Source organism: Bdellovibrio sp. SKB1291214, assembly GCF_002209355.2.
In the GTDB taxonomy this organism is placed as follows: domain Bacteria; phylum Bdellovibrionota; class Bdellovibrionia; order Bdellovibrionales; family Bdellovibrionaceae; genus Bdellovibrio.
This window is the reverse complement of the sequence record NZ_CP106855.1, coordinates 2745476-2766834: the sequence shown is the minus strand read 5'-3', so window position 1 is coordinate 2766834 and position 21359 is coordinate 2745476. Positions and strand designations below refer to the sequence as shown.

Genomic DNA, 21359 nt, shown 5'->3' with positions numbered 1-21359 from the left:
AATACCCGATTACTTGATATTAAAATACGGCATTGCAACCGTTTCACCGTTAATCACCACATGGATATAACCTTTGGCTTTTGAAGTGTCGACGGAAGAAGCGGCTACAAGTCGTGTAGCAAGCAACAAGTCACCCTCCTCATTACCACCGATTCCGGCTTGTCCATTGTGCAGACTGAAGCGCGCTGGAGCATTTTCAGTGGCACTACCTGGTGCTCCCTTCTCCATCACGGGGTCGAAACGTAAGCACTGCCCTGCCAGAAAGCGATCCTTACCGTTACTTTTCAAAAGTACGATAATCGTTGGCGTCCAGTTATTAATCTTAACGAATACTTTAGTATCTGTAGCGGACCGTGGCTCAATTCGCACAGCTAACACAGGACAACTGCCTTCTCCAAACCAAGTCGCTTCAGCCTTGTTATCCCCTTTGCGTTGCAAATGAATTGTAGCTTTTCCCCCAGTGGTTTTCCCGCTAATCAGATTCGTTAAAGGCTGATTAGTGCTACCGGCATTATACTGTGTTTGACCAAATAATTCGATTTCCCAGTTGTCCCCCATAGTAGGAGTAAAGAAATTGCCTAACTCAAACCATTCCGCCGTACCGACATTGTTGCTCAGCCTGTACTGCGAATTGATGTGACCGTATCTCAAACTGCCGCCAAGGTCGGAACCAAAGGACTCAATTCTCGTTGAACCCATCTCCCATGCACTCAGCCAGCGGCTAGGGTCTGTGCCGGTGTTTGAATTGTCAATCGAGCTTCCAGATTGCAAATTAGTCTGACGCTGATTCAAGCGAGAGTAACGCGCGTTCAACGGGTTCGTACAGTCTTCAAGACTTAATGCATCGAGAATCCATTGTCCGTTAGAGATATCTCCTGGATTAGTACAGTGCTCGATCCACCCGTTATGCATGATCGACTGAGTACAGCGAGGCAAGTTAAATACTTTTCCGCTTTTACAATTTTGAATATTGAAGTTGGAAAGCTCAATCGCCGTGCTGTGATCCCAAACTCCGGCTGCTCTACCAGACCAACCAGCTCTAACAATATCATTCGTACAGTTATTGGCATAAAATTGGTCAATTTTGCAATCTAGTGTGTCTAAAAGACTTAAAGAAGCACCACCGACATATTGAAAGCGTAAACATGCCCCGCGGAAAAACTGACCGCCAGTACAAGTATTCGTAAAGAACCCTTGGTAATTTGTTTTTACATTAGTCTGTCCATTAAAGACCAGATTTGAAATCTCGGCTCTGCGTGCAACTACTTTAAACAAAGGACTTTTCTGCCCATCCGAGACCAAATTAGTCGACGGGAAGTAACCGAAATTTACCGCCCCCCCCGCAACACGGAAGAATGGCAACTCGGCCGTTCCCATATCCACCTGAGATACGAAGAATTTACCCCCAGGTAACTGAATACCAATGGTCGGATAGTTCGCTTGCGACCAAGCAAACATCGCTTTCATCGCAGCTGCTGAATCCGTTTTACCGTCGGGTTTAGCACCGAAATCAACTATTGTCAGACTGTTGGGATCAGTGATCACGCGACGCCAATGGTAACCATTGCCGGCAAAGACAGTCCCGCCATCATCTGTTCCACTCGACAAGTAACCGATAAAGTCGCCACCACCAACGTTAAGACCTGAATGGTAACTTCTTACTGTCATCTTAGCGCCATTAACAGAAGGGCGTGTAGAACGCAACTCAATGACAGACCCGATATCCCCCTGGGCATAACTTGCTGGCAAAGCAGCTGCTTCCGCACGGTTGGAAATAGCACCGACAGAAAGAGCAGCGACAAAAGAGGAGGCAGCGGATTGCAAAACTTGTCTTCTTTTCATTGATCATCCTTTTGTAAATAGAGGCTACAAAAAAACTCACCCCGATCAGATTGAACTGATCTTCACCATACTTATGGTCCAGCAGCACGACCAAGCAATCAAGAGGTTAGAGAAATTGAAGATCTTTGTGACAAACAAAGCGATCCAACAGAATTCGCTGAGGGATTTTTTTTAATCGTGAATAGGGGGAAATATCGAGGAACAACGCCTACTTGGAATGCCGTTCTTATGCGGAGGTATCAAGCACTTTGACTTCGATTTTGCACTCTGTAGTCTGTTCGATATTAAGACAAACAAACGAGTTATTTCGTAAATAAAAAATCCAGGTTTACTATTTTTTATGCGGATAAAGGATGAATTCTCTTTTCGATACAATTTCGGTGGAAGCAAAAACGGCCGCTTTGAGAGAGCAGCCGTACTGTTTTTTAATGAACTTTGTATCGAAGTAACTAACTACTTCTTAAGCTTCAACATATAATCAAAAGCCGTCGCGTAGAGTTTGATTTGCTTTAACATCGAGTGAAGACCATTCGCGCGACTTGGCGACAAATTCCCCTCAAAGCCTAGAGCTCTTAAAAACTCCGGCGGCGTCATCAAAACCTCATTAGGCGTTGAGCCTGAGTAGACCTTTAACAACAGCGCCACAAGGCCTTTAACAATCAATGCGTCGCTATCGCCAACCAACATCATCTTGCCATCGTCAGACATCGCAGCGTGAAGCCATACCTGAGACTGACAACCCTTAACGATATTCTGTTCAGTTTTTAACTCTTCCGGCATTGCTGGCAGCAGCATCTGGCCCGGCAAGAAATACAGCTGAAAGACAAGCCAGAAGATTTAATTTCATGGCACTCACCTATTCGTCGATTCTCGTTAGGGATGAGCAGCCTGAAAGACTTCCAAAGAATTGTTGTTCACCGAAAATGGTAATGAAGAGCTGCTTGTCTTGCTTGTACGAGCTGATTTTCATAAGCCACTTAACTTTTTCTGCAAGATCAAGAACTTTATATTCTACGATATCGACTTTGATTCCTACTTCAGGCGTACTTGTTCGAGTTTTTTTCGAAAGAACTTTCAAATCAGCTTTCGTGTCGCCGTAAATAATTTTGATCATTTTATCGTTTACGAAATTAACAACAGGACCTGGTTCGTATTTACTAAAACAAAACGTTAGTTTTTTCGCATCGGCTGCGGGAGTTTTAATTTTCATTTTAGTTTCAGCCAATGCCACACTTGAAAAAAGTGACAGAGACAAAAAACCCGAGATAAATGTTTTTAAAATAAAGAACTTCTTCATAGCATTTCCTTTTGTTTGAGTGAATGTAGCACGCACAAATTACGACCGAAAGAGAAGTAAAAGTAGGGACGAATACATACGAAGAAAGCCCAGTGGTTACATATATTTGTAAATTATATAAGAATTTACTGGCATCGGAATTGCTAACTAGCGCCCATGATCTTTAACTCTAACAAGCGCATTTTTAAACTCATGATCAGTGTATTAATAGGCATGACTGTCTGTTTATTCGACAGTTCTGCTTGGGCACAAACATTACCCAATACTCCTGTTATTGGCGCGGGACTTTTGGGAAAATCCCCAGACGTCTGCATACTGGTAACAGTGCATTCTCTGACTAAGTTTCAGGGCACAAGCTTTTATCAGGCAGGCGTAGGCTGGATTGTTGAATCTTCAGAAGGTCAACTTGAAGTTATCACGCCCGCCCATGTTGTTACTGATGCCACCCAAATTTTAATTCAATGTGCAGATGCTATTGTCCCAGCGAAGGTTTCGGCCCAATCGCCAAATATGGATTTGGCGATTCTTAAGGAACAAGGGACCGTATTTAAAACTCTTCAGAAATCAAATCATCTGGCACCTCTGATCGTGTTTAAGGATCGCAAGGATTACCCCAAAGATGCTTATCCTGATCATTCGTTCTTAATGAATAAATCATGGATCGAAAAATCTACGAAAAACAGATGGTCTTATCCCTATATTACCGCGGGCTCAGAAACAGAGACAAAGCGAATGATCGAAGGCAATCAGTCCGTGATTGACTTGTCACCTCTGCCCGGATTTGCGAGTAAAAAGAACTTTGCACCTTATGGATCTTTTGATTTGTTAGTGATGGAAACTCTAGCAATTCATCCAGGTCTTTCGGGCGTTCCCTTAGTTGTAACGCCATCACAAGGCACGAGTGTTCCAGGTTATATAGCTATGAATTATGGTAATTACGTTGCTGGAATGATCACACGTACGGATCACGTTGGTATGAGATCCCTTGCGATATCCATCGACGACGTCATACGGGGATATGTTTCTCTGAAAAAGTCTTTCCTATTAGACGGAGATCGCCCTACTTTAAGTTATGAGTATTATCAAAGCAATGGTCAGCTAAATCGACACCCGATATTGGTGCAAAAGAATGCAGATGGATCCAAATTTGTCGCTTATGATTCCTGTGACAAATCCTATCAAGAATCTAGCTCATGGACATCGACAGATGCAGCGACAGAATTCTACAAATATGGCGCAGGCGATGTCTTGCTTTCTGAATTATTAGAAAAGGCTGTGAAACAGAACAACCGCTCGATCACACCTTCCGGTGACACACCTAAAATATCTCCCCGTGATGTGATGAACCTGGGTGGTGGAGATTACGGCGAAAGCGGAGGGGCTCTGTTTGTCCCTGGAAATAGTCAGTTTAATATCTTTAATGATAGCGGTAAAGAAATTAATGGCTACACAGCGGCCTACAAGAATAACGAATTTTGTAAGCAATCTGGTGTCACGATCTTAAATGGCAAAACACTTGTGGGCTACTTCGACCAAAAAGGTCTTGGCCACAAGATCGGAGACATCAATGATCTTAATTACGAAATCGGAAAAGGCTCAATCCAAAAAAGATCAGATAGAATAAGCGAGATCTTAAGAGGAGCTTCCTTCGTGGAAAATGCAGAGGCTTCCCTTGTTTGTCGCTCTGCTCTTTTTGCAGATAAAAGAATCCGTTATTTCGATGGCGCCAGCAAAGCGGTTATAGGGCATCACTTTGCCGTGGCGAAAGCGGTCGGCACTTTGACTGACAAGCCTGGGAAAAACTATATTCAGTGCGATCAAGACCTAAAGACTATGTCCATTAGCTTGGATGCAAAAAAGCTAAAATTTAAAAATGGCTTTACCTCGATGGGCTATGATGGGAATCTGATTTCCCTCCCCAATGTTCAATTAAACATTGATTATAAGTCTGCTAAATCATTCAAGGGTCAGGTCAATATCGGCGGTAAATGCATCATCGATCTTTCAAAGAACAACCTGATTGTCGCGAATCCGTGGAAGCTTCACATCAATGATGAAAAGATCAAGGCTGAAATTAATCTAGATTCCAAAGACCGACTATTTCGACTTGATATCTTGTCTATCTCTGAAGATTGCCTTCAAGGCCACCAGATGGATCCGTGGCTGGACGAGTTCTCAGTTTACGAGGGTGCGCCATGAACTTAAAATTGGGCGCCTCTTATAACTCAGCTCTGAACGAGATGATGTCAGGTCATAATCAATCTGTTCTTGATTATATTAAATCTATTCGCTCTGCGGCCTCCGTTAGTTTTGAAACCATGATGGAGCAAAAAGCTCTCAGTTTCAGACTGGCACTTAAAAACAACTCCGAAGCGATAGATGTTTCCACTCTTTCTTGCAACGGCATTGTTTCACCTGACCTTAAAGGTGACGTGCATTCAGTTCGCGGAATGTTTTTTATGCACCAGAATGAATTTGAAAATGCGCAAAAAGAGTTTTTAAGTTCTAGCGAGTGTCATTCCGTTTATGACAATTACGATAAAGCGCTGCTTGCGCGATTTAACTATATCCTGGCAAAAGCATTTCTTTCTTCAGAGGACTTATCTGGTGATTTTGAGACGCTTCATCAGGAAGCTCTTGATCATCATGTTTTACGTGTGCAAGCACTTTGCTTGCGCCAGTTATCGAATATATGTTTCGACAACGAGAATTTCATAAAAGCAGAGAAGCAAGCGCAAGCTGCTGCAGATCTATTTGCAAAGCTGGGTGTTCTTTCTGATTTGCATCTAGCATATATTCATCTGGCAGATTGTTTGATAGAGATCGGTAAAATAAAGTTAGCGAAGGATGTTATCTCCAAAATTCCTGCGGAGGTAGATAGCCGCGTCGCCTTTCCTTTGAGCTACATCCAAAGTAAAATCTTTGCCAGACATTTGGATCTTTCTGCTTTTGATAATATTAATCCATATTGGCTCAAAAGGTTTCGCAAGTACTCTGGAAATTCACTTAAAAAGAATGAGTCCAAATCGTGGCGCTTCATTGCTAGGTCGGGAATGATTTACGATAAATCAGGAACACTTAAGGGCCGAATTAAAATTAACTCCCTTGAAGGCCAGCTCTTAAAGATCCTTAAGAACGGTCCTAAAAATCGCAATATGCTTTGCGAATCACTTTGGCCAGATCATGCCGAAGACGGAGTGCTTGAATCTCGATTTTATCGCCTTGTAAATCGCATCAATCATAAATTAGGCGAGCTCGTTGTATTTGATGGAAAGAAGTATTCATTGAAAGAAACACTGGATATCCGCAACTAAATTCAACTTGCCGTAATCACTGATTTATTTCCGTAGGTATTCGTAACTGCCATTCCGTTAGTTTTATTTGTAAGTTGCGCCTTAAAGTTTAAACCAAACTTAAGGAGAACCTCATGTTAAAATTATCCTTATTGATCTCTTTCATTTTTGCGGCGTCTATTTCTTTTGCGAATGATCCTAAGATGGCCTCAGCAGCAATCATAATGTCACCGCTACTGACAGTTTCTGGACCGTTTATCACAACTGCAGATAGTTTGAATTCACAAGCATATAAGGTCTTAATTGATTCAAAAGATGATGCAGCTATATTCCTAGCCTCCGAAGGCCAAATTCGCGGTGTTAAAGTACTGCGCGCCTTTGAGCTTATTCGAAAAGTAAATCCAAAATTATCAAATTCCGATATGGAACTCGCAGAAGCAATTTTGAATCTTTAGGGTTTGTGGAAATAAAAACGGCTGCTTTGATAAAGCAGCCGAAGTTTTGTCTTTGATGAATTTCGTATCGAAGTAGCTAACTACTTTTTAAGCTTCAACATATAGTCGAAGGCCGTCGCGTAAAGTTTGATTTGCTTTAACATTGAGTGAAGACCGTTCGCGCGACTTGGTGATAGATTCCCCTCAAACCCCAGAGCTCTTAAAAACTCCGGTGGCGTCATTAGAACTTCATTAGGCGTTGAGCCTGAGTAGACCTTCAACAACAGCGCCACAAGGCCTTTAACGATCAATGCGTCGCTATCGCCAACCAACATCATCTTGCCATCATCAGACATCGCAGCGTGAAGCCATACCTGAGACTGACAACCCTTAACGATATTCTGTTCAGTTTTTAACTCTTGCGGCATTGCTGGCAGAGTTTTACCCATTTCGATGATTTTCTTGTAGCGATCTTCCCAATCCGTGAAAGCGGAAAAGTCAGAGATGATTTTGGCTTGGCGTTCTTGAATTGTAGACATCTTAAATCACTTTCAACGTTGGCAGGATTTCGAACAAAGTTTCCTCTAAGGACTGACCTTGCTCCCCTATCATTTCGTGGAAGGCTTTTTTATCTAAGTTTGACACGATCTCAAAGCATTTTTTGTAAAAGCCCTCTTGATCTTCGTGATAACCGTTCCAAAGCTCTTTATGCTTCTTAGCGTCCATACTCCACGACTTTTTCTCGGCAGCCGTACCATCGGTGCGATTGTGATAATCCAACAACTGCATCGTTTGACGAGGAGAGAAATCAAGCATCACCAAAGCTTCTTCTAACAACGCTAGTTCCACGTACCACAGATAATTATTCAGATGATCCCAGAACTCAATACCTCGATCGCCGTAAGAGCTTTTGCAGAAAAATGTTGTGCAAACCACACCGCGGTTTCTCCATACGTTGCAATTCGATTTTTCTTTATTATAGTACGGGCAAAGCCACTCTTCACGTTGACCAAAGTCGCCCTCCTCGCGGTTATTGAAAGCAACCTGGAACTTTACGGGAGCCACCATACCGATCGGCAAAGCGTATTCGCGGTTGGCCATTTTAGAGCGAAAAATACGATGAGCTTCGGTCGCTGTAGGATCATTAAAAATAGCGCCCACCATGAAATTTGGAATAAACGGGTGAAATGTGCAGCATTTCAAATCCTCGCGATAATGGATTTTACCCTTTTCGCGAGGACGAGACATCGCGCAAGTATCACAGGTTGCTTTTGTTTCCCGGGGCTCGAATTCCAGGACTTCGCGGGGAAGTAGCTTTTGATAAACTTGCGGGAGCTGGTATTTTAAAATCATTATTTCGAGCAGCGTTTTTCGATCTTCGCTTTGAGTTTATCAAGCAAAGGATAGACCGAAATCTCCTGATCCCATGACCAGTTGAAATCGCGGCATTCCACAAAGTAGGGGAAGGCCATCACTCCTCGCTTAGGTTTCCCCTTTTCTGCCACAATTAGCGGTACAAGGTAATCAACTAAGAGACGGACTGAAGAATTTTTCAAAAATCCCTGTCTCTGCAACTCAAGAGCAACCTCAATCGGCGTCACGAAGAACTGCTGCCCAGGGTAAATCGAGGAACCCTCACCACCGTGAGCGGGCGTATTGTAGGCATCACGAATGAACTGATGGAAACGGATTCCCGGGTACATGTTTGAGATATAGTTGTAAACCGAAGCATCCACCTCGCCGTTATCCCCAAGCAAGATCACGTCGGCGGGTTTCACTTTGTCGATGATTTCTTGAAGAGTCTTAATCTTGTGCTCATCCTTGGAATAGACCGTACGGGGGAAATAGACCCCATAAGGGAATTTGCCGCGTTCTAGGGCTTCTCGGTGCGTATTGCCCATCAACCACTCAGGGGCACGGGATAAATAAAACATACGCGCGTTGTTATCTTGAACAATGACATTCAAAAGCTCACTCATACCCATAAACAAGCTGTCCTTGTCGAAGACATATTTGGCCGAGTCTGAAAGGTCCTGCACGTATTGAGGCCGGATGGTATCGTCGATATCGCTTACCACAATCGTTTGCGCTGAGGCCGCAAAACTCACGAATAACAGAACGAAAGAAGCTATAGAGTTTCTTAGAAACATTCTCATGGATTCCCCTCCAGACCTGTCTAATCCCTCGACAGGGGTTGCACCATTCACGTCACCTGTCTCAGAAGCAAACAGGGATATTGAGTGGTTCAAATTGAGACCGATTAGACCAGCAATTACAGGGACTTACAAAGAACTTTTTAGGAGCATTGCAAGAATTTATGGCACGCCCCGTGCTTTACCTATCTATAACGAACCAATTCGTTTTCAAAAGGGGATTACATGAAAGCACTTTTAACTATCTTCGTACTTGCCTACTCTTGCAGTTCATTCGCTTGGATTTCTAAAGACGCGGTTCAAAAGGAATATACGTTTAAATATAAGCTTTCGGGCGAAACTCTGGAGATCAAAAAACAAGCGGCAAGCTATGACGACGCCTATAGAGTCGCGGCTCAACAATGCTTTAATCACTACAAAGGTGCTGGTAAAGTTTCCGAGGACCGCGGTCTTGATATTATCGACGTTTGCGCCAACCCACGCTCTTAATTGAATAATTGAATGTAGGTTTTAGATAGTATTGCTATGCCATTAAACACCGCATCGCAGCAGGTTTTCCTATTCCCCCGTGGGCTGACCTGCTTTATACTGGCTCTGTATTAATTTTGAAGGAGCCGCCTCATGGGTATCATGAAATCCGTACTTGAATTCCTAACTGGTAAAGACCCAGATATCTTTGATGAAAAGGGCAATGTGTCCCACAAACTTCCTAAGAAAAAATGGGAAGCTTGGCATAACAGAACTAAGACGGACCCTACATACAACTGGCGCAACCACACTGGTATTACAGGCGCTAAGAAAAAAACGACGAACTAAGTTCTTCAAACCCACTCTAAAAAGTGGGTTTTTTCTTTCTTCCCGTGCTTCAACTTACGTGGAGCGCACGTAGCTCGGAAATTTCATCTATGAATCAGCATCAATCTCATTCCAATAAAGTATCTTCGACCACCGTTTGGATCATGGCTATCGCCACGGGTCTAAGCGTCGCTAATCTTTATTACAACCAACCTTTGCTGGCAGAGCTACAAAAAGAATTCGGGGTCTCTGTGAAAGAGATCGGAATTATCCCTACTCTGACTCAAGTGGGATATGCGTTGGGGATGCTGTTCTTGGTTCCGATGGGTGACATGTTTGAACGTCGCAAGCTGATTGTGATCACTTCGTTTTTGGTGACGGCGGCATTGCTGATGGCAGCCACTGCGACCAGTTTATGGATGATGATCGCTGCAAGTTTGTTGATTGGTTTATTCACAATGGTACCTCAGCTGATCATTCCGTTTGCTGCGCATTTAGCGAGTAATGAAAATCGTGGAAAAGTCATTGGCATCATCATGAGCGGCTTGTTGATCGGAATATTATGTTCGCGCACTGTTGCGGGATTTATCGGCGATGCTTTTGGCTGGAGAGTTGTATTTTATTCTGCCGCAGGATTGATGATCGTTTTGGCTGTGTGCTTGTGGTTCGCACTACCTGCGAGTGAAGTGACTTATAAGGGTTCTTACTTTGGTTTGATTAAATCCATCGGCACTTTGGTGAAAGAAGAACCCACGCTGCGTGAATCTGCGGTTGTGGGCGCTATGATCTTTGGAGTTTTTAGTTCTATCTGGGCGACTTTAATTTTCTTACTGTCCACTCCCCACTTTTCAATGGGTGCAAAAGAGGTGGGTTTGTTTGGATTGTTGGGGGCTGCGGGGGCTATGGCAGCACCGGTTGTTGGCAGAATCTCTGATAAAAAGGGAGCTCGCACAGGTGTTGCGATTGGTTTAACTGTTCTGGCTCTGTCTGTTTTAATTTTGTGGGGATCCGCGACCAGCTTGATTGGCTTGATCGTTGGGATTTTCATTTTGGACTTTGGTATTCAAGCGACTCATATCAGCAATCAAACTCGAGTGTTTGCTTTGCGCGAGGACGCCCGCAGCCGCTTAAACACAGTCTATATGTTTTCTTATTTCATGGGCGGAGCATTGGGTTCTTTGATTGGATCGTACGCATGGAATGCGGGTCAATGGACTGGGGTTTGCATCGTATTGTCCGTGGGAACTTTGTTGGCAACTGTGGCCTTCGTTATGGGTGGCAAGAAAAAGGCGAAAGCTTCTTAAGCGATCGCCAAGAACTGCACACCGATCATTTGACCACCGTCTGTTGTGGCCTCTTCCCAACGTAGCTGACACTCCACTGTGATCCAATCTTGATTTTCTAATTGATATAAAACTGAAACGAAGTCTTTGGTTTTAAAAGTTCTTTGCGGCAAGTAGAGCCTTGCCCCCTGTTTGGCAAAATCCAGGAAGCGGCCTTTACGTTGCGACAGGTTTTCCTGACTGATCCAGTTCGTACTTTTCACAACCACCGGCGAACTCGTCGCCTGTCGTACCGAGGAACGCATATAAACCTGATCCCCATGCAAGAATTTACTTGTTAGATAGTAAGCCTTTACCAGATCTGATTTTAAAATCAGCAACAGGTCTGGATGCCGTCCATACTTTTGAAAAGCAGCCATTTCCATACTCTTAGCCAACATAATCATACGGACTTGCTGACCATTTCTATTTTTAGGTCTTACTGGCACTAAAGACAAAAAAGCCTCGATATGACGAGCTGTGCAGTGCTCAAACTCAAGCAGAAGCAGGGCCCGCTGGTTTTCTTTAAGCTGAATCTTTAAAGCTTCTAGGCTGTGGCACTGGCGAACCAGACAGCCACGAAATGCCGTCTCAAAATGAGACCAGGTTTTTCCTGAAACAAGAGACAGAACTGTGCGCTGCACCTTAATATTTTGGGCGGGATTTTTCTGCATAAGTAACTGCAATGCAAAAACAGAGCACAGGGTTTCGCGACGTTTTCCATTTAAATGTGTATAGGATCTTGGACAGTCGTCGATAAATCTCTGCACATAGAAACAAACAAAGACCCCTCGTTTGTTTCTAAATTAATTAGTTCGCCAATTTAAATCGCGCTTGCAAAGACTTGATCAACTCTTGCGGATCGCCTTCGGCTTTCAACATAAAGATATCGTCCACTTGACGTCCCCATGTGTGAACACGTGCGGATTTCACGCTGACATTCAAATCACTCAGGGCCTTTGCAGCAGATGCCAATAACCCGGCTTGGTCAGGACCACGGAAGCTGATGACCCATTCTTTATCGTGGGCACTCATCAGTTGAATTTCGTCGAAACGGACTTGGGGAATTTCTTTTTCTTTTAATTGCGAAGACTTCAAAAGAGCTTCTAACATTTTGATATTCTTTTGGGTCGTCACTTGGAACCAGTCATAAACTCCCACCTTCGGAAGCGTATGAATAGATGCATGGCGAATACCCAAACCTAAAGAGTAAAACTGCCCAACGTAATCCGCCAAGATCCCTTTGCGGTCACGCTTTTGATGCAGACGAATCCAGATTTCACCTTGTTTGGTTTGCATGATTTTCGGAGGTAAAGAGTCTGTTGATGACTCTGCCTTTTTTAGATCTTCTACCAAATCAGTCATTGAAAGACTCTCGACCAATACTGGACCTAACTCTTCATAGATCTCTTCAGAGATATGCAGATGCTTTTTTGCTTTTAAAGTTCTGAATGTGAAATAGTCTTGTGCCTTCTTACTTTCTAGATTTTGAACCAGCTCTGCCAATAGGCGCGCTTTCCACTCGTTCCAAGCTTCAGGATTGGTGGCTCGGATATCAACCGCTGTAAAGATCGCGAGGCGCTTTAATGCATCTTTCTCGACACCCTTCTCCCGAAGTTCTTGCCACACACGTGGGTCCTTGGAGTTTTTACGGAAAGCGGCTTGAGAAAGCTCCAGGTGATTTTTCACCATCCATTTAACGTCATCCGTGAAAGTTTTTTTAAAGCCGAAGTTTTTAAAATCACGAACGACGATATCAGTTCCAACTTCAGCGTGATCTCCACTCTCTAGGCCTTTTGCAAGATCGTGATACATACAAGTCCAAGACAGGACTTGCCAGTCATAGGCAGAGAGCTCTTTGGCGACGGTTTGCAAAGGACCTAACTCTTTCGGCTTTGCAAAGACGCGTTTAATTTCACGACATGCCTGCAGGATATGCGAATCAGCCGTGTAGCGGTGATACTGGTCATGTTGAACGTATCCCACAAGCCGAGTGATCTCTGGGACGAGCTTATCAATTAAACGTGATCGAAAAATACTGTAAATGAATTCGTCCTTAGCTTTCACGCTTAGAACTTGCTCTAATTCTTGACCACGAAGCTTGCCGAGTTTTTTCAAACCCTCTTTAGGCAAAAGATGATCTAACTCTTCGCGAACTTTCTTTTGCATCAAAACACTGGAGTTTTTCTCTAAGGCAGAAAACAGATCGCTCGGTTTATAAAACTCTTGGCGTTCGATTTTCTTTAAAACTTCCTCTGGAGCATCCGCAACAGCAATGATCCAGTCCGAATAGAAATTCACCCGCGACAAACCTCTTTGCAGACTGCGCATGAAATCCTTATGAGATTTAAAGCCCATCCATTTACCCAGATCAAACTGCGCTGAACTGGATAAAATATCACTGTGACCTTCCAGATGAAGTTTCTGACGAAGGCTTAATAAGTAGTCACGGTAGTAATTTAAAACATTCAGTGCATAGCCAGGGTTTGTGAATCTTTCCGAAAAGAGTTCGTAAATCTGCAAACCTTGCTCTAGATCACGCAAGCCGCCCGGACCGTACTTCAAATTGGGTTCCAAGTAATTAGTGATAGAATCGAAACGCTTTTCGCGAGTCTTGCGTTCTTCCTTAACGGCTTTCAGCAAAACTTTGCGCCACATGTTTTTTTTGGCCCAAATGCTTTTTTGCTGTTCAAATAATTTACGAGCACCTTCCGGGGTCAATGGCTTTGCTTTTAACAATGCCAAAACATCAAAGGCCTCCACACCCTCGGTCCAATCTTCTGTATTCGCAGGCATGCGGTAGCGAAGTTTTAAACCCTGTTCCTGAAGTTGATTGGTGAATTCACGAACCTTATCTTCGTCGCCACAGAATAAAATATCGATATCAGATTTCGGGCTCAATTCACCACGGGCCCAAGAGCCCAAAATAATCGGATGGGTTTCACGCCAAAGAGGATTGTTTTTTAAAGATTCTTCAAGCTTTGCGCCTAACCAAAATGAAAAACTCTGGCTGGAAAAACAAAACACCTGACGGACATTCCCATCAGGTGTCATTAAAGGTGGATTTAGAATTTCTTGAGCTTGTACAAGCTGCTCACTCGATAGAAACGTCTTGGCTGCCATAATTAAAATGATCAGCCAATTTGAGGTCTATTGCAAGCTGGTGTTTTCAGCGATTTCCTTCCATTTAGCAACCTGGCTCATCACTTCAAGTGGACTTGTTTGCATCAATGGGAATTTCTGAAGCTCGCCCATGAGCGACTTCACTGAATCAGGAATAACCGGAACTTCAACCGAAACCGTTTCAACCATTGGAGCCGCATCGTCCACATGGTCCAGCAAAGACAACTGACTGCTGGCTTGAACGCGTTTAGATTCGATTTCACGAAGAAGGCTTTTCGCACGTTTAGTAACCGTCGCAGGCAAACCAGCAAGTTCCGCCACTTGAACCCCATAGGATTTCAAAGCTGGACCTTTCACCAAGGTATGAAGGAAACGGATTTCGCCATTACGCTCAGTCACTGTCATGTGTGAGTTTGTGATTTGGCCATAGCTTTGATCCAAACTTGTCAATTCGTGATAGTGAGTTGCAAAGAACGTCAAGGCCTTCACTTCACTCAACAAATGCTCAAGGATGGATTGCGCCAAGCACATGCCATCGAATGTGCTTGTTCCACGGCCGACCTCATCCAGAATAACCAAAGAATCTTTCGTGGCGTTCTTAAGCATCGCTGACGTTTCCGTCATCTCGACCATGAATGTAGAAAGACCTTCAGACAATTGGTCGCTGGCACCAATGCGCGTGAAAATCGCATCAAAGATCGGAAGCTTTGCTTCGTCCGCTGGAACGTAAGAACCCATTTGTGCCATGATCGCATTCAGCGCCACTTGACGCATCAAAGTCGACTTACCGGCCATATTCGGGCCTGTTAACAACAAGCAAGAATGTGGGTGAAGCTCGATATCGTTTGCAACGAAGTTTGTTTTCACAGTTTGCTCAACCACGGGGTGGCGAGATGCTTTCAGACTCAACGAACCATTTTCTGTGAATTGCGGCCGAGCATATTTTTCTTCAAGACTTAGCCAAGCAAGGCTTGAAAGAACATCCATCTCACTGCACTCATGCGCAAGCGTTAGCAAGCCTGGGCATTGAGCCAAGATTTCTTTACGAAGAGATTCAAAGAACTCAAATTCAAGATCTGCACGTTTTGTATTCGCTGAAAGAACTTTTCTTTCAAGCTCAACCAATTCGTCTGTGCAATAGCGTTCCGCATTCGTCAAAGTTTGCTTACGTTGATACGTCGCTGGAACTTTGTCTTTATGCGTATTTGTAATTTCGATGTAGTAACCAAAGACATTGTTGTAACGGATCTTCAATGAAGTAATACCCGTTTTTTCTTTTTCTTCAGCTTCCATGCGCGCAACCATCGCCTGCGCATTTGTCGAAAGCTCGATCAATTCATCAAGCTCTGAATTCACGCCTGTGCGAATCAAGTAACCTTGTTTCGTTGTCAAAGGCGGATCTTCGACCAAAGTTCTTTCAATTTTATAAGCAAGGTCACGCAAACTATCGAAGTTCGCTGTCGAACCACTCGCGTGAACAAACACCTCAAGCGCACTGATACCAGCGTGCACACTGCACGCTAATGCCAATAGATCACGACCATTGCACTGGGGTTGAGAAATTTTACCCAAGCGACGTTCGATGTCGCCCATTTGCCCCAAAATCTGACGAGTGCGTTTAAGCTCCATCATGTGGGTGCGCCAGAATTCTACCGAGTTCAAACGATTTTCAATCGCTTTAATATCGCGAAGTGGAAAGCTTAACCATTGGCGAAGCATACGACTGCCAGCTGAAGTTTGCGTGCGATTGATCGCATGGAACAAACTTCCAAGACCTTCGCCTTTGTATGTCGAGAATACTTCCAGGTGACGCAAAGTCGTGCTGGAAATTTCCAAACGATGCTCAAGATCACGCTCTACAAAAGGAGAAAGAGTTTTCAAAGACTCTTCACCCGACAATTGACGAACATAACTTAACAATCGAGCTGCAGAAGCCGGAGCGCCATTTTTCAAAAGATCATTTTCTAATTCCATCAATTCTTCGTGATGAGAAATCAAAATGTTCTCAAGACCTGACAACAAAGCCTCGTGTTCCTTTGCGATTACAATCTCTGCCACCGGCAACAATTGAACAAAACGCAAAAGTTCTTGAGAGTTTTTAGACTTAAAAAAGAATGCTTCACCCGTTGTTGAATCTAAGAAACTGATAGAATCTTGATCAACACTCACCAAGTAATGTGGTTTCGTGCCATCCAATGTGTCAGAGTCATAAACCATTCCCGGAGTCAGAACACGAGTCACCCCGCGCTTGACAATCCCCTTCGCAGTTTTTGGATCTTCAAGCTGATCACAGATCGCAACTTTAAAACCATGCGCCAGAAGTTTATTGATAGGACCCGCCACAGAGTGGTGAGGCATACCGCACATTGGAGTTTCGTCGGCTGATTTTTTATTTCTTTGAGTCAGAGCAATTCCAAGAACTGGCGCTGCCTTGACCGCATCATCAAAGAACATTTCAAAAAAGTCGCCCATGCGGAAGAGGAGAACTTTATCTTGATGGACAGATTTAATGTCCCAGTACTGCTTCATGAGTGGAGTTAGATTCGCTGACATAGGCGAAAAAAGTACCGAACTCGACCGCCCGTTTCACTCACAAAAACTGATTAACGCACCGCTTGTTTGGAAATAAAAAAGGGAGCCTTTCGACTCCCCTTTATTTTGCTTTTAAAACAGCATTATTCCCTAAAAACCGTCTGTAGAACCGACTTTTCGCGTATCGTCGTCAAACGGAATTAACTCAGATGGCTTGACGTCTTCGGATTTTGCCGACGCCTTGGCCGCTGGCTTAAATTTCACGACATTTGTGGCTGCTACTTTTTTAGGCGCCGTATAGGCTTTTGCCGCAGGTTTGAAAGTCGCCTTTTTCTCCGTAACAACGGGTTGATGCTCCTCCGGAGAACCAGAGTCCTCTGCGTTTGCACCGATCACCACTTTAGAAAGTGTTACCACGACATTGTACATTTGTTTTGATTGCGAAGACATCTCTTCAGATGTGGCTGCGATCTCTTCCGAAGAAGCTGCATTAGCCTGAGAGCTTTGATCCAACTGATTCATCGCTTTACTGATCTGCTGAATTCCCGTCGTTTGTTCAGAGCTTGCGGCAGAGATTTCATTGTTTAAGTCAGAAACTTTCTTAATGGAAGTTACTATGTTTTTAAGTACATCACCCGCTTTGTCAGCGATGCGAGAACCTTCGTCCACTTGAACCACTGAGTCTTTAATCAAGCCATTGATATCTTTCGCCGCCACTGCAGATCTTTGTGCCAAGGCACGAACCGCTTCCGCGACAACCGCAAAACCTTTCCCTTGCTCACCCGCACGTGCTGCTTCCACCGCCGCATTCAGTGCCAATAAATTCGTTTGGAAAGCGATATCATCAATGACGTTGATGATCTCTTCAATTTTCTTAGAAGACTGAGAGATCCCATGCATAGACGTCACAAGTTTTTGCATTTCTTGTTCGCCGTCTTCAGCAGCCGAGCGAGATGCCGTCGACAGACTTGCCGCCTGTTTCGCATTGTCAGAGTTCATAGACACCATCGAGGTCATTTCTTCTAACGCCGCCACAGTTTCCTCAAGGGAAGCCGCAGACGTTGTGGAAGATTGAGACAAGCTTTGACCAGCCTCCGTCAATTGGTTGATGGCCGAGTTGACTTGACTGCAAGAATCTGAAAGTTGATTAACAACCTCAGAAACGTTTCTGCTTAAGCGTGACGCGATAAACATCAATACCAAGAACACACCCGTTCCACAGGCAATGCCGATACCCACCAACCATTTAAATATTTTATCAACCTCTGCTTGGCGCAACTCATCGTTGTGCTTTACCGCAGCCGTATACATGGCCATGAGTTTAACAGTCGTACCTTTGATTTGCACCGATTCGGATTGATAAGCCCCCTCAGCTGCAGCAGCACGAACTTTTTCATAATTTTCAGGAGTAGGAACTTTTAACAGATCAATGAACTCTTTCACATGAGTCACATAATTCTGATGATTATCTTTCATCGGCTTATAGATCTCTTGCTCGCCTTCCATGTCAGGAGCAGATTCGTACTTAGCGACAGCATCGTTGTACTCTTTAAGTGCACCCTCGAGTTTTTCAATGTAAACATTGCGACGCTTTTCAAAATTCAAATTCGCGATCGCACCCCACAGGTATTGACCAATGCGGGCCCGACCACCTTCTATTTGACCTAAAGCATCCACATTCGGAATGATTTCAGTGTACGACTTATTCAGCATACCACTGACAGAAGACAAACCCATGAATGCAACAAAACCAAGAACTACAAAACCTACGGGAGGCCACAACGCAGCCACTAACAATTTCCCTTTGATCCCCTTAAACCACGACCCCATGTTTCACCCCATTAACATATCAACTCAGTTATCGGGATTTCTTGATCGTAAGATGAATGTGAGGACTTTGCGCCTCGAAGTGAGACACTTCCCCTATGACGCCACGCTTATGTTACGTCGCCTTACCATTAAATCCTCGTTTCACTTTCTGTAAGATGTTGACGAGTTCCCAACGAAATTCTATTTAAATCACCATGTTGAGTGAGCTGAGTTCCAACATCAATCTAGCCAAATTGAACTATCAGCGGGGTCATTATCAAGATGCCTGTGATAATTCTGTGCGCATATGTACCGAATCCGAGGCGATTGGTGATTTGCAGAACTGGCTCTACGGCATTCGCTTTCTCATCCAAGCCAGTTCTGAACTTGGCAAACTGGACCATTTCAAAAAGCACTTCAATAAACTGCTAACATACGAAAAAGAAAATCCTGACTCGGAAATTCACGGTCGTATTTTGCACAACATTGGTTTGTGGAGAATGGCTCAAGGTGAAAACGTTTTGGCGAAAGACTATTTCGTTCAAGCTTTGGATGAATGCACATCAGCACAGGATTTAGAAACCGTTGCGCGCTTGTTGCAAGAGCTTGCCATGGTGACGATGAAAGCAAATCCGATCGAGGCCTTGAAGTACCTAGATAAAGCTTTGCTGCTAACCCAAGAGTTGAAACTCGAAGAAATTCACACAAGCTGCCTGGTCGTAAAAAGCCATGTTTTTCTAGATGAAAAACGTGCGGATGATGCTTTAGATGCTATTTGGAAAGCTTACGAAAAAGCTCAGCAAAATTCATTGCACTATTTGATCGTTTACATCTTGGTACAAATGGCAGCAGTCTATGAAGCCCAAGGCAAACGCAATGAAGCGGCTATCTATCGTTCACTAGCGATGAAGGGTATGGACGGAGAACTCTCTGCTCGTCTACGCTCGGTTAAAGCGCAGCTTGCGAAAGAAAATCAAGTGTCACCCGAGGCCGATCTCTCAATTGATTCGACAAACTTCAAAGTTAAATCAGGTTCAAAGGGTGAGGTAGATTTCAAAAACCAACACATCCTTTTTGATTTGTTAAAACTGTTTGCACAGAATCAAGGTTCGCGATTTACAAAATCTTACCTGGTGGAAAAAATTTGGGGTTATGCTTACGACCCCGCTGTTCATGACAATATCATTTATGTTTCAATCAAGCGTCTGCGCACTTTATTGGAACCAGATCCGAATACGCCATCTTATATCCTACGCGACCGCAAGGGGTATTACCTACCAACGAATATCACTGTGAAGTTAATGGAATAAAAAAGCCTGGGTTGAACCGGGCTTTTTTGTTTTGCTACTCAAGAGCTTTCATGAGTTTTGTGTAGATGCCGTCGAAGCCCCCATTCGACATGATCAAAATCACGTCGCCGCGTTTCGCGCGGGATTTTAAGGCCGCTACGATTTGATCTGCAGAATCGAAGTCTTCCGCTGTGACGCCGGAAGTTTTAAGATCTGCGACCAACTCGTGAGAAGAAAAACGATTTTCTTCGTCGATTTTCGATTGGTCAAAAGCCTTTGCAAGCATCACTTCGTGAGAGCCTTTAAAGGCCTCTACGTAGTCTTTTTGGAAGACCTTACGACGAGATGTCGCAGATCTTGGTTCAAAGATCGAGAACACCTTACGACCTGGGTATTTCTTTTGAATACCTTTTACTGTCTCACGCACCGCTGTTGGATGGTGGGCAAAGTCTTCGATCACAAGAATGCCATTGGGCTCACCCAGGATCTCTTGACGGCGCTTAACGCCCTCAAAGGACTCTAGAGCGATTTGAATTCTGTTTTCAGAGAAACCCAGGCACTTAGACATAGCAACCACAGCTGTGGCGTTTAAGATGTTATAGTCACCCGTGATTTGCATGTTGTAGGGGCCCAAGATTTCACCTTTATGGTGAACTTCAAAACCAATACCTTTTTCGTTTTGGAAAAGAACTTTTGCTCTGAAATCAGCATCCGCGCCGAATCCGTAAGTGAAGTTGTTCTTCGCTTTGCATAGCTTGCGAAGCTCCATTACGTTTTTATCTTCAGCACAAGCCAGCAAAGTTCCATCTGCCGGGATCAAATGCATGAGTTTAGCAAAAGAATCTTTCACGGCCTGAAGATCTTTATAGATATCCGCGTGATCAAATTCCACGGAAGTTAAAATCACATGCTTTGGCTTGTAGTGGATAAATTTAGGAACTTTATCAAAGAAAGCCGTGTCGTATTCGTCACCTTCAATAACGAACAAGTTACCTTCCGGATTCTTAAAGCTTTGCGAGAAGTTTTTCGGAATACCACCGATCAAGAACCCTGGTTTCTTGCCAGCGTTTTCTGCGACCCACGACATCATCGATGTTGTCGTTGTTTTTCCGTGAGTTCCAGAGATCACAACACTTTCGCGATCAGCGATAATGAATTCACCCATTGCTTTTGGCAAAGACGTGTATGGAATTCCTAGTTTCATCAACTCTTGAGCTTCTTCGTTATTCGCAGAAATCACGTTTCCGACGATCACGAAATCAGGCTTCGGATTCAAGTTCTCAGCTTTGTATCCTTTTTGAATAGTGATACCCAAACTTTCAAGCTGAGTGGACATGGGTGGGTACGGGTTCATATCACTGCCTGTGATTTTAAATCCGCGATCTTTCAATAGACCCGCCATCGACGCCATTGCGGTCCCGCAGATCCCCATCAAATGAATATGACTACCAGGTTTTAAATCCATTTATT

18 protein-coding genes are annotated in these 21359 nt (G+C 43.9%); 7 read left to right on the top strand and 11 right to left on the bottom strand.

Translation table 11 applies throughout. The features are described from left to right. Nucleotides 1–9: 9 nt before the first annotated feature. The 3 genes from B9G69_RS13695 to B9G69_RS13685 all read right to left on the bottom strand — a co-directional run bounded on the left by B9G69_RS13695 (nucleotide 10) and on the right by B9G69_RS13685 (nucleotide 3139). On the bottom strand, nucleotides 10–1842 hold the full coding sequence (locus B9G69_RS13695; RefSeq protein ID WP_088614586.1) for an amylovoran biosynthesis protein AmsF: 1833 nt from the start codon (nucleotides 1840–1842) through the stop codon (nucleotides 10–12). 453 nt (nucleotides 1843–2295) lie between these two features. After that, complete coding sequence (locus tag B9G69_RS13690; RefSeq protein WP_265437790.1) at nucleotides 2296–2622, bottom strand: SufE family protein; 327 nt, start codon at nucleotides 2620–2622, stop codon at nucleotides 2296–2298. Between the two features lie 76 nt (nucleotides 2623–2698). Beyond that, nucleotides 2699–3139, bottom strand: a complete 441-nt coding sequence (locus B9G69_RS13685) for a hypothetical protein (protein ID WP_088614584.1) — start codon at nucleotides 3137–3139, stop codon at nucleotides 2699–2701. 192 nt (nucleotides 3140–3331) lie between these two features. On the opposite strand from B9G69_RS13685, the gene B9G69_RS13680 reads away from it, so the two are divergent. From B9G69_RS13680 to B9G69_RS13670, 3 genes are all read left to right on the top strand, one after another. Further along, nucleotides 3332–5338, top strand: coding sequence for a serine protease (locus tag B9G69_RS13680; RefSeq protein ID WP_141096880.1), 2007 nt, complete (start codon nucleotides 3332–3334; stop codon nucleotides 5336–5338). Then, nucleotides 5335–6453 carry a hypothetical protein gene (locus B9G69_RS13675; RefSeq protein ID WP_088614582.1) on the top strand — a complete coding sequence of 373 codons (1119 nt, stop codon included), beginning with the start codon at nucleotides 5335–5337 and terminating at the stop codon, nucleotides 6451–6453. Before B9G69_RS13680 ends, B9G69_RS13675 begins: the two co-directional genes overlap by 4 nt. A 113-nt stretch (nucleotides 6454–6566) precedes the next feature. Further along, complete coding sequence (locus tag B9G69_RS13670) at nucleotides 6567–6887, top strand: DUF2388 domain-containing protein (protein WP_088614581.1); 321 nt, start codon at nucleotides 6567–6569, stop codon at nucleotides 6885–6887. An 80-nt stretch (nucleotides 6888–6967) separates the two neighbouring features. On the opposite strand, the gene B9G69_RS13665 is transcribed toward B9G69_RS13670, so the two are convergent. From B9G69_RS13665 to B9G69_RS13655, 3 genes are read right to left on the bottom strand one after another with little or no spacing between them, the layout of a single operon-like run. After that, nucleotides 6968–7405 carry a SufE family protein gene (locus B9G69_RS13665; RefSeq protein WP_088614580.1) on the bottom strand — a complete coding sequence of 146 codons (438 nt, stop codon included), beginning with the start codon at nucleotides 7403–7405 and terminating at the stop codon, nucleotides 6968–6970. Nucleotide 7406: 1 nt separating this feature from the next. After that, nucleotides 7407–8219, bottom strand: a complete 813-nt coding sequence (locus tag B9G69_RS13660; RefSeq protein ID WP_088614579.1) for a hypothetical protein — start codon at nucleotides 8217–8219, stop codon at nucleotides 7407–7409. Beyond that, nucleotides 8219–9022, bottom strand: a complete 804-nt coding sequence (locus B9G69_RS13655; RefSeq protein WP_088614578.1) for a phosphatase domain-containing protein — start codon at nucleotides 9020–9022, stop codon at nucleotides 8219–8221. Before B9G69_RS13655 ends, B9G69_RS13660 begins: the two co-directional genes overlap by 1 nt. A 222-nt stretch (nucleotides 9023–9244) precedes the next feature. Between B9G69_RS13655 and B9G69_RS13650 the strand changes: the two genes are divergently transcribed. From B9G69_RS13650 to B9G69_RS13640, 3 genes are all read left to right on the top strand, one after another. Further along, a complete protein-coding gene (locus B9G69_RS13650; RefSeq protein ID WP_088614576.1) occupies nucleotides 9245–9508 on the top strand; it encodes a hypothetical protein in 264 nt (87 codons plus the stop codon). Between the two features lie 132 nt (nucleotides 9509–9640). Further along, nucleotides 9641–9835 carry a hypothetical protein gene (locus B9G69_RS13645; RefSeq protein ID WP_265437789.1) on the top strand — a complete coding sequence of 65 codons (195 nt, stop codon included), beginning with the start codon at nucleotides 9641–9643 and terminating at the stop codon, nucleotides 9833–9835. Between the two features lie 89 nt (nucleotides 9836–9924). Continuing rightward, complete coding sequence (locus tag B9G69_RS13640) at nucleotides 9925–11118, top strand: MFS transporter (protein ID WP_217897666.1); 1194 nt, start codon at nucleotides 9925–9927, stop codon at nucleotides 11116–11118. Here the strand turns inward: B9G69_RS13640 and B9G69_RS13635 are convergent. The 4 genes from B9G69_RS13635 to B9G69_RS13620 all read right to left on the bottom strand — a co-directional run bounded on the left by B9G69_RS13635 (nucleotide 11115) and on the right by B9G69_RS13620 (nucleotide 18621). After that, nucleotides 11115–11906: a PilZ domain-containing protein gene (locus B9G69_RS13635; protein ID WP_265437788.1), complete on the bottom strand. Its 792-nt coding sequence runs from the start codon at nucleotides 11904–11906 to the stop codon at nucleotides 11115–11117. The two genes, B9G69_RS13640 and B9G69_RS13635, sit on opposite strands and share 4 nt — an antisense overlap. Before the next feature lie 40 nt (nucleotides 11907–11946). After that, a complete protein-coding gene (locus B9G69_RS13630) occupies nucleotides 11947–14259 on the bottom strand; it encodes an HD domain-containing protein (protein WP_088614573.1) in 2313 nt (770 codons plus the stop codon). A 27-nt stretch (nucleotides 14260–14286) separates the two neighbouring features. Continuing rightward, on the bottom strand, nucleotides 14287–16812 hold the full coding sequence (gene mutS / locus B9G69_RS13625; protein WP_254916774.1) for a DNA mismatch repair protein MutS: 2526 nt from the start codon (nucleotides 16810–16812) through the stop codon (nucleotides 14287–14289). Between the two features lie 129 nt (nucleotides 16813–16941). Continuing rightward, nucleotides 16942–18621: a HAMP domain-containing methyl-accepting chemotaxis protein gene (locus tag B9G69_RS13620; RefSeq protein ID WP_088614572.1), complete on the bottom strand. Its 1680-nt coding sequence runs from the start codon at nucleotides 18619–18621 to the stop codon at nucleotides 16942–16944. A gap of 194 nt (nucleotides 18622–18815) precedes the next feature. On the opposite strand from B9G69_RS13620, the gene B9G69_RS13615 reads away from it, so the two are divergent. Further along, a complete protein-coding gene (locus tag B9G69_RS13615; RefSeq protein WP_088614571.1) occupies nucleotides 18816–19910 on the top strand; it encodes a winged helix-turn-helix domain-containing protein in 1095 nt (364 codons plus the stop codon). Nucleotides 19911–19944: 34 nt separating this feature from the next. Here the strand turns inward: B9G69_RS13615 and mpl are convergent, their stop codons facing one another. Continuing rightward, entirely contained in the window at nucleotides 19945–21354 is a 1410-nt protein-coding gene (mpl, locus tag B9G69_RS13610; protein WP_088614570.1) for a UDP-N-acetylmuramate:L-alanyl-gamma-D-glutamyl-meso-diaminopimelate ligase, read from the bottom strand. Nucleotides 21355–21359 lie beyond the last annotated feature (5 nt).

What these genes read in the sequence shown, in the direction of transcription:
- mutS (WP_254916774.1), bottom strand. Translation starts at nt 16,812, where the DNA reads ATGTCAGCGAATCTAACTCCACTCATGAAGCAGTACTGGGACATTAAA.
- B9G69_RS13675 (WP_088614582.1), top strand. Translation starts at nt 5,335, where the DNA reads ATGAACTTAAAATTGGGCGCCTCTTATAACTCAGCTCTGAACGAGATG.
- B9G69_RS13615 (WP_088614571.1), top strand. Translation starts at nt 18,816, where the DNA reads ATGTTGAGTGAGCTGAGTTCCAACATCAATCTAGCCAAATTGAACTAT.
- B9G69_RS13650 (WP_088614576.1), top strand. Translation starts at nt 9,245, where the DNA reads ATGAAAGCACTTTTAACTATCTTCGTACTTGCCTACTCTTGCAGTTCA.
- B9G69_RS13665 (WP_088614580.1), bottom strand. Translation starts at nt 7,405, where the DNA reads ATGTCTACAATTCAAGAACGCCAAGCCAAAATCATCTCTGACTTTTCC.
- B9G69_RS13695 (WP_088614586.1), bottom strand. Translation starts at nt 1,842, where the DNA reads ATGAAAAGAAGACAAGTTTTGCAATCCGCTGCCTCCTCTTTTGTCGCT.
- B9G69_RS13645 (WP_265437789.1), top strand. Translation starts at nt 9,641, where the DNA reads ATGGGTATCATGAAATCCGTACTTGAATTCCTAACTGGTAAAGACCCA.
- mpl (WP_088614570.1), bottom strand. Translation starts at nt 21,354, where the DNA reads ATGGATTTAAAACCTGGTAGTCATATTCATTTGATGGGGATCTGCGGG.
- B9G69_RS13660 (WP_088614579.1), bottom strand. Translation starts at nt 8,219, where the DNA reads ATGATTTTAAAATACCAGCTCCCGCAAGTTTATCAAAAGCTACTTCCC.
- B9G69_RS13620 (WP_088614572.1), bottom strand. Translation starts at nt 18,621, where the DNA reads ATGGGGTCGTGGTTTAAGGGGATCAAAGGGAAATTGTTAGTGGCTGCG.
- B9G69_RS13690 (WP_265437790.1), bottom strand. Translation starts at nt 2,622, where the DNA reads ATGCCGGAAGAGTTAAAAACTGAACAGAATATCGTTAAGGGTTGTCAG.
- B9G69_RS13640 (WP_217897666.1), top strand. Translation starts at nt 9,925, where the DNA reads ATGAATCAGCATCAATCTCATTCCAATAAAGTATCTTCGACCACCGTT.
- B9G69_RS13630 (WP_088614573.1), bottom strand. Translation starts at nt 14,259, where the DNA reads ATGGCAGCCAAGACGTTTCTATCGAGTGAGCAGCTTGTACAAGCTCAA.
- B9G69_RS13685 (WP_088614584.1), bottom strand. Translation starts at nt 3,139, where the DNA reads ATGAAGAAGTTCTTTATTTTAAAAACATTTATCTCGGGTTTTTTGTCT.
- B9G69_RS13670 (WP_088614581.1), top strand. Translation starts at nt 6,567, where the DNA reads ATGTTAAAATTATCCTTATTGATCTCTTTCATTTTTGCGGCGTCTATT.
- B9G69_RS13655 (WP_088614578.1), bottom strand. Translation starts at nt 9,022, where the DNA reads ATGAGAATGTTTCTAAGAAACTCTATAGCTTCTTTCGTTCTGTTATTC.
- B9G69_RS13680 (WP_141096880.1), top strand. Translation starts at nt 3,332, where the DNA reads ATGATCAGTGTATTAATAGGCATGACTGTCTGTTTATTCGACAGTTCT.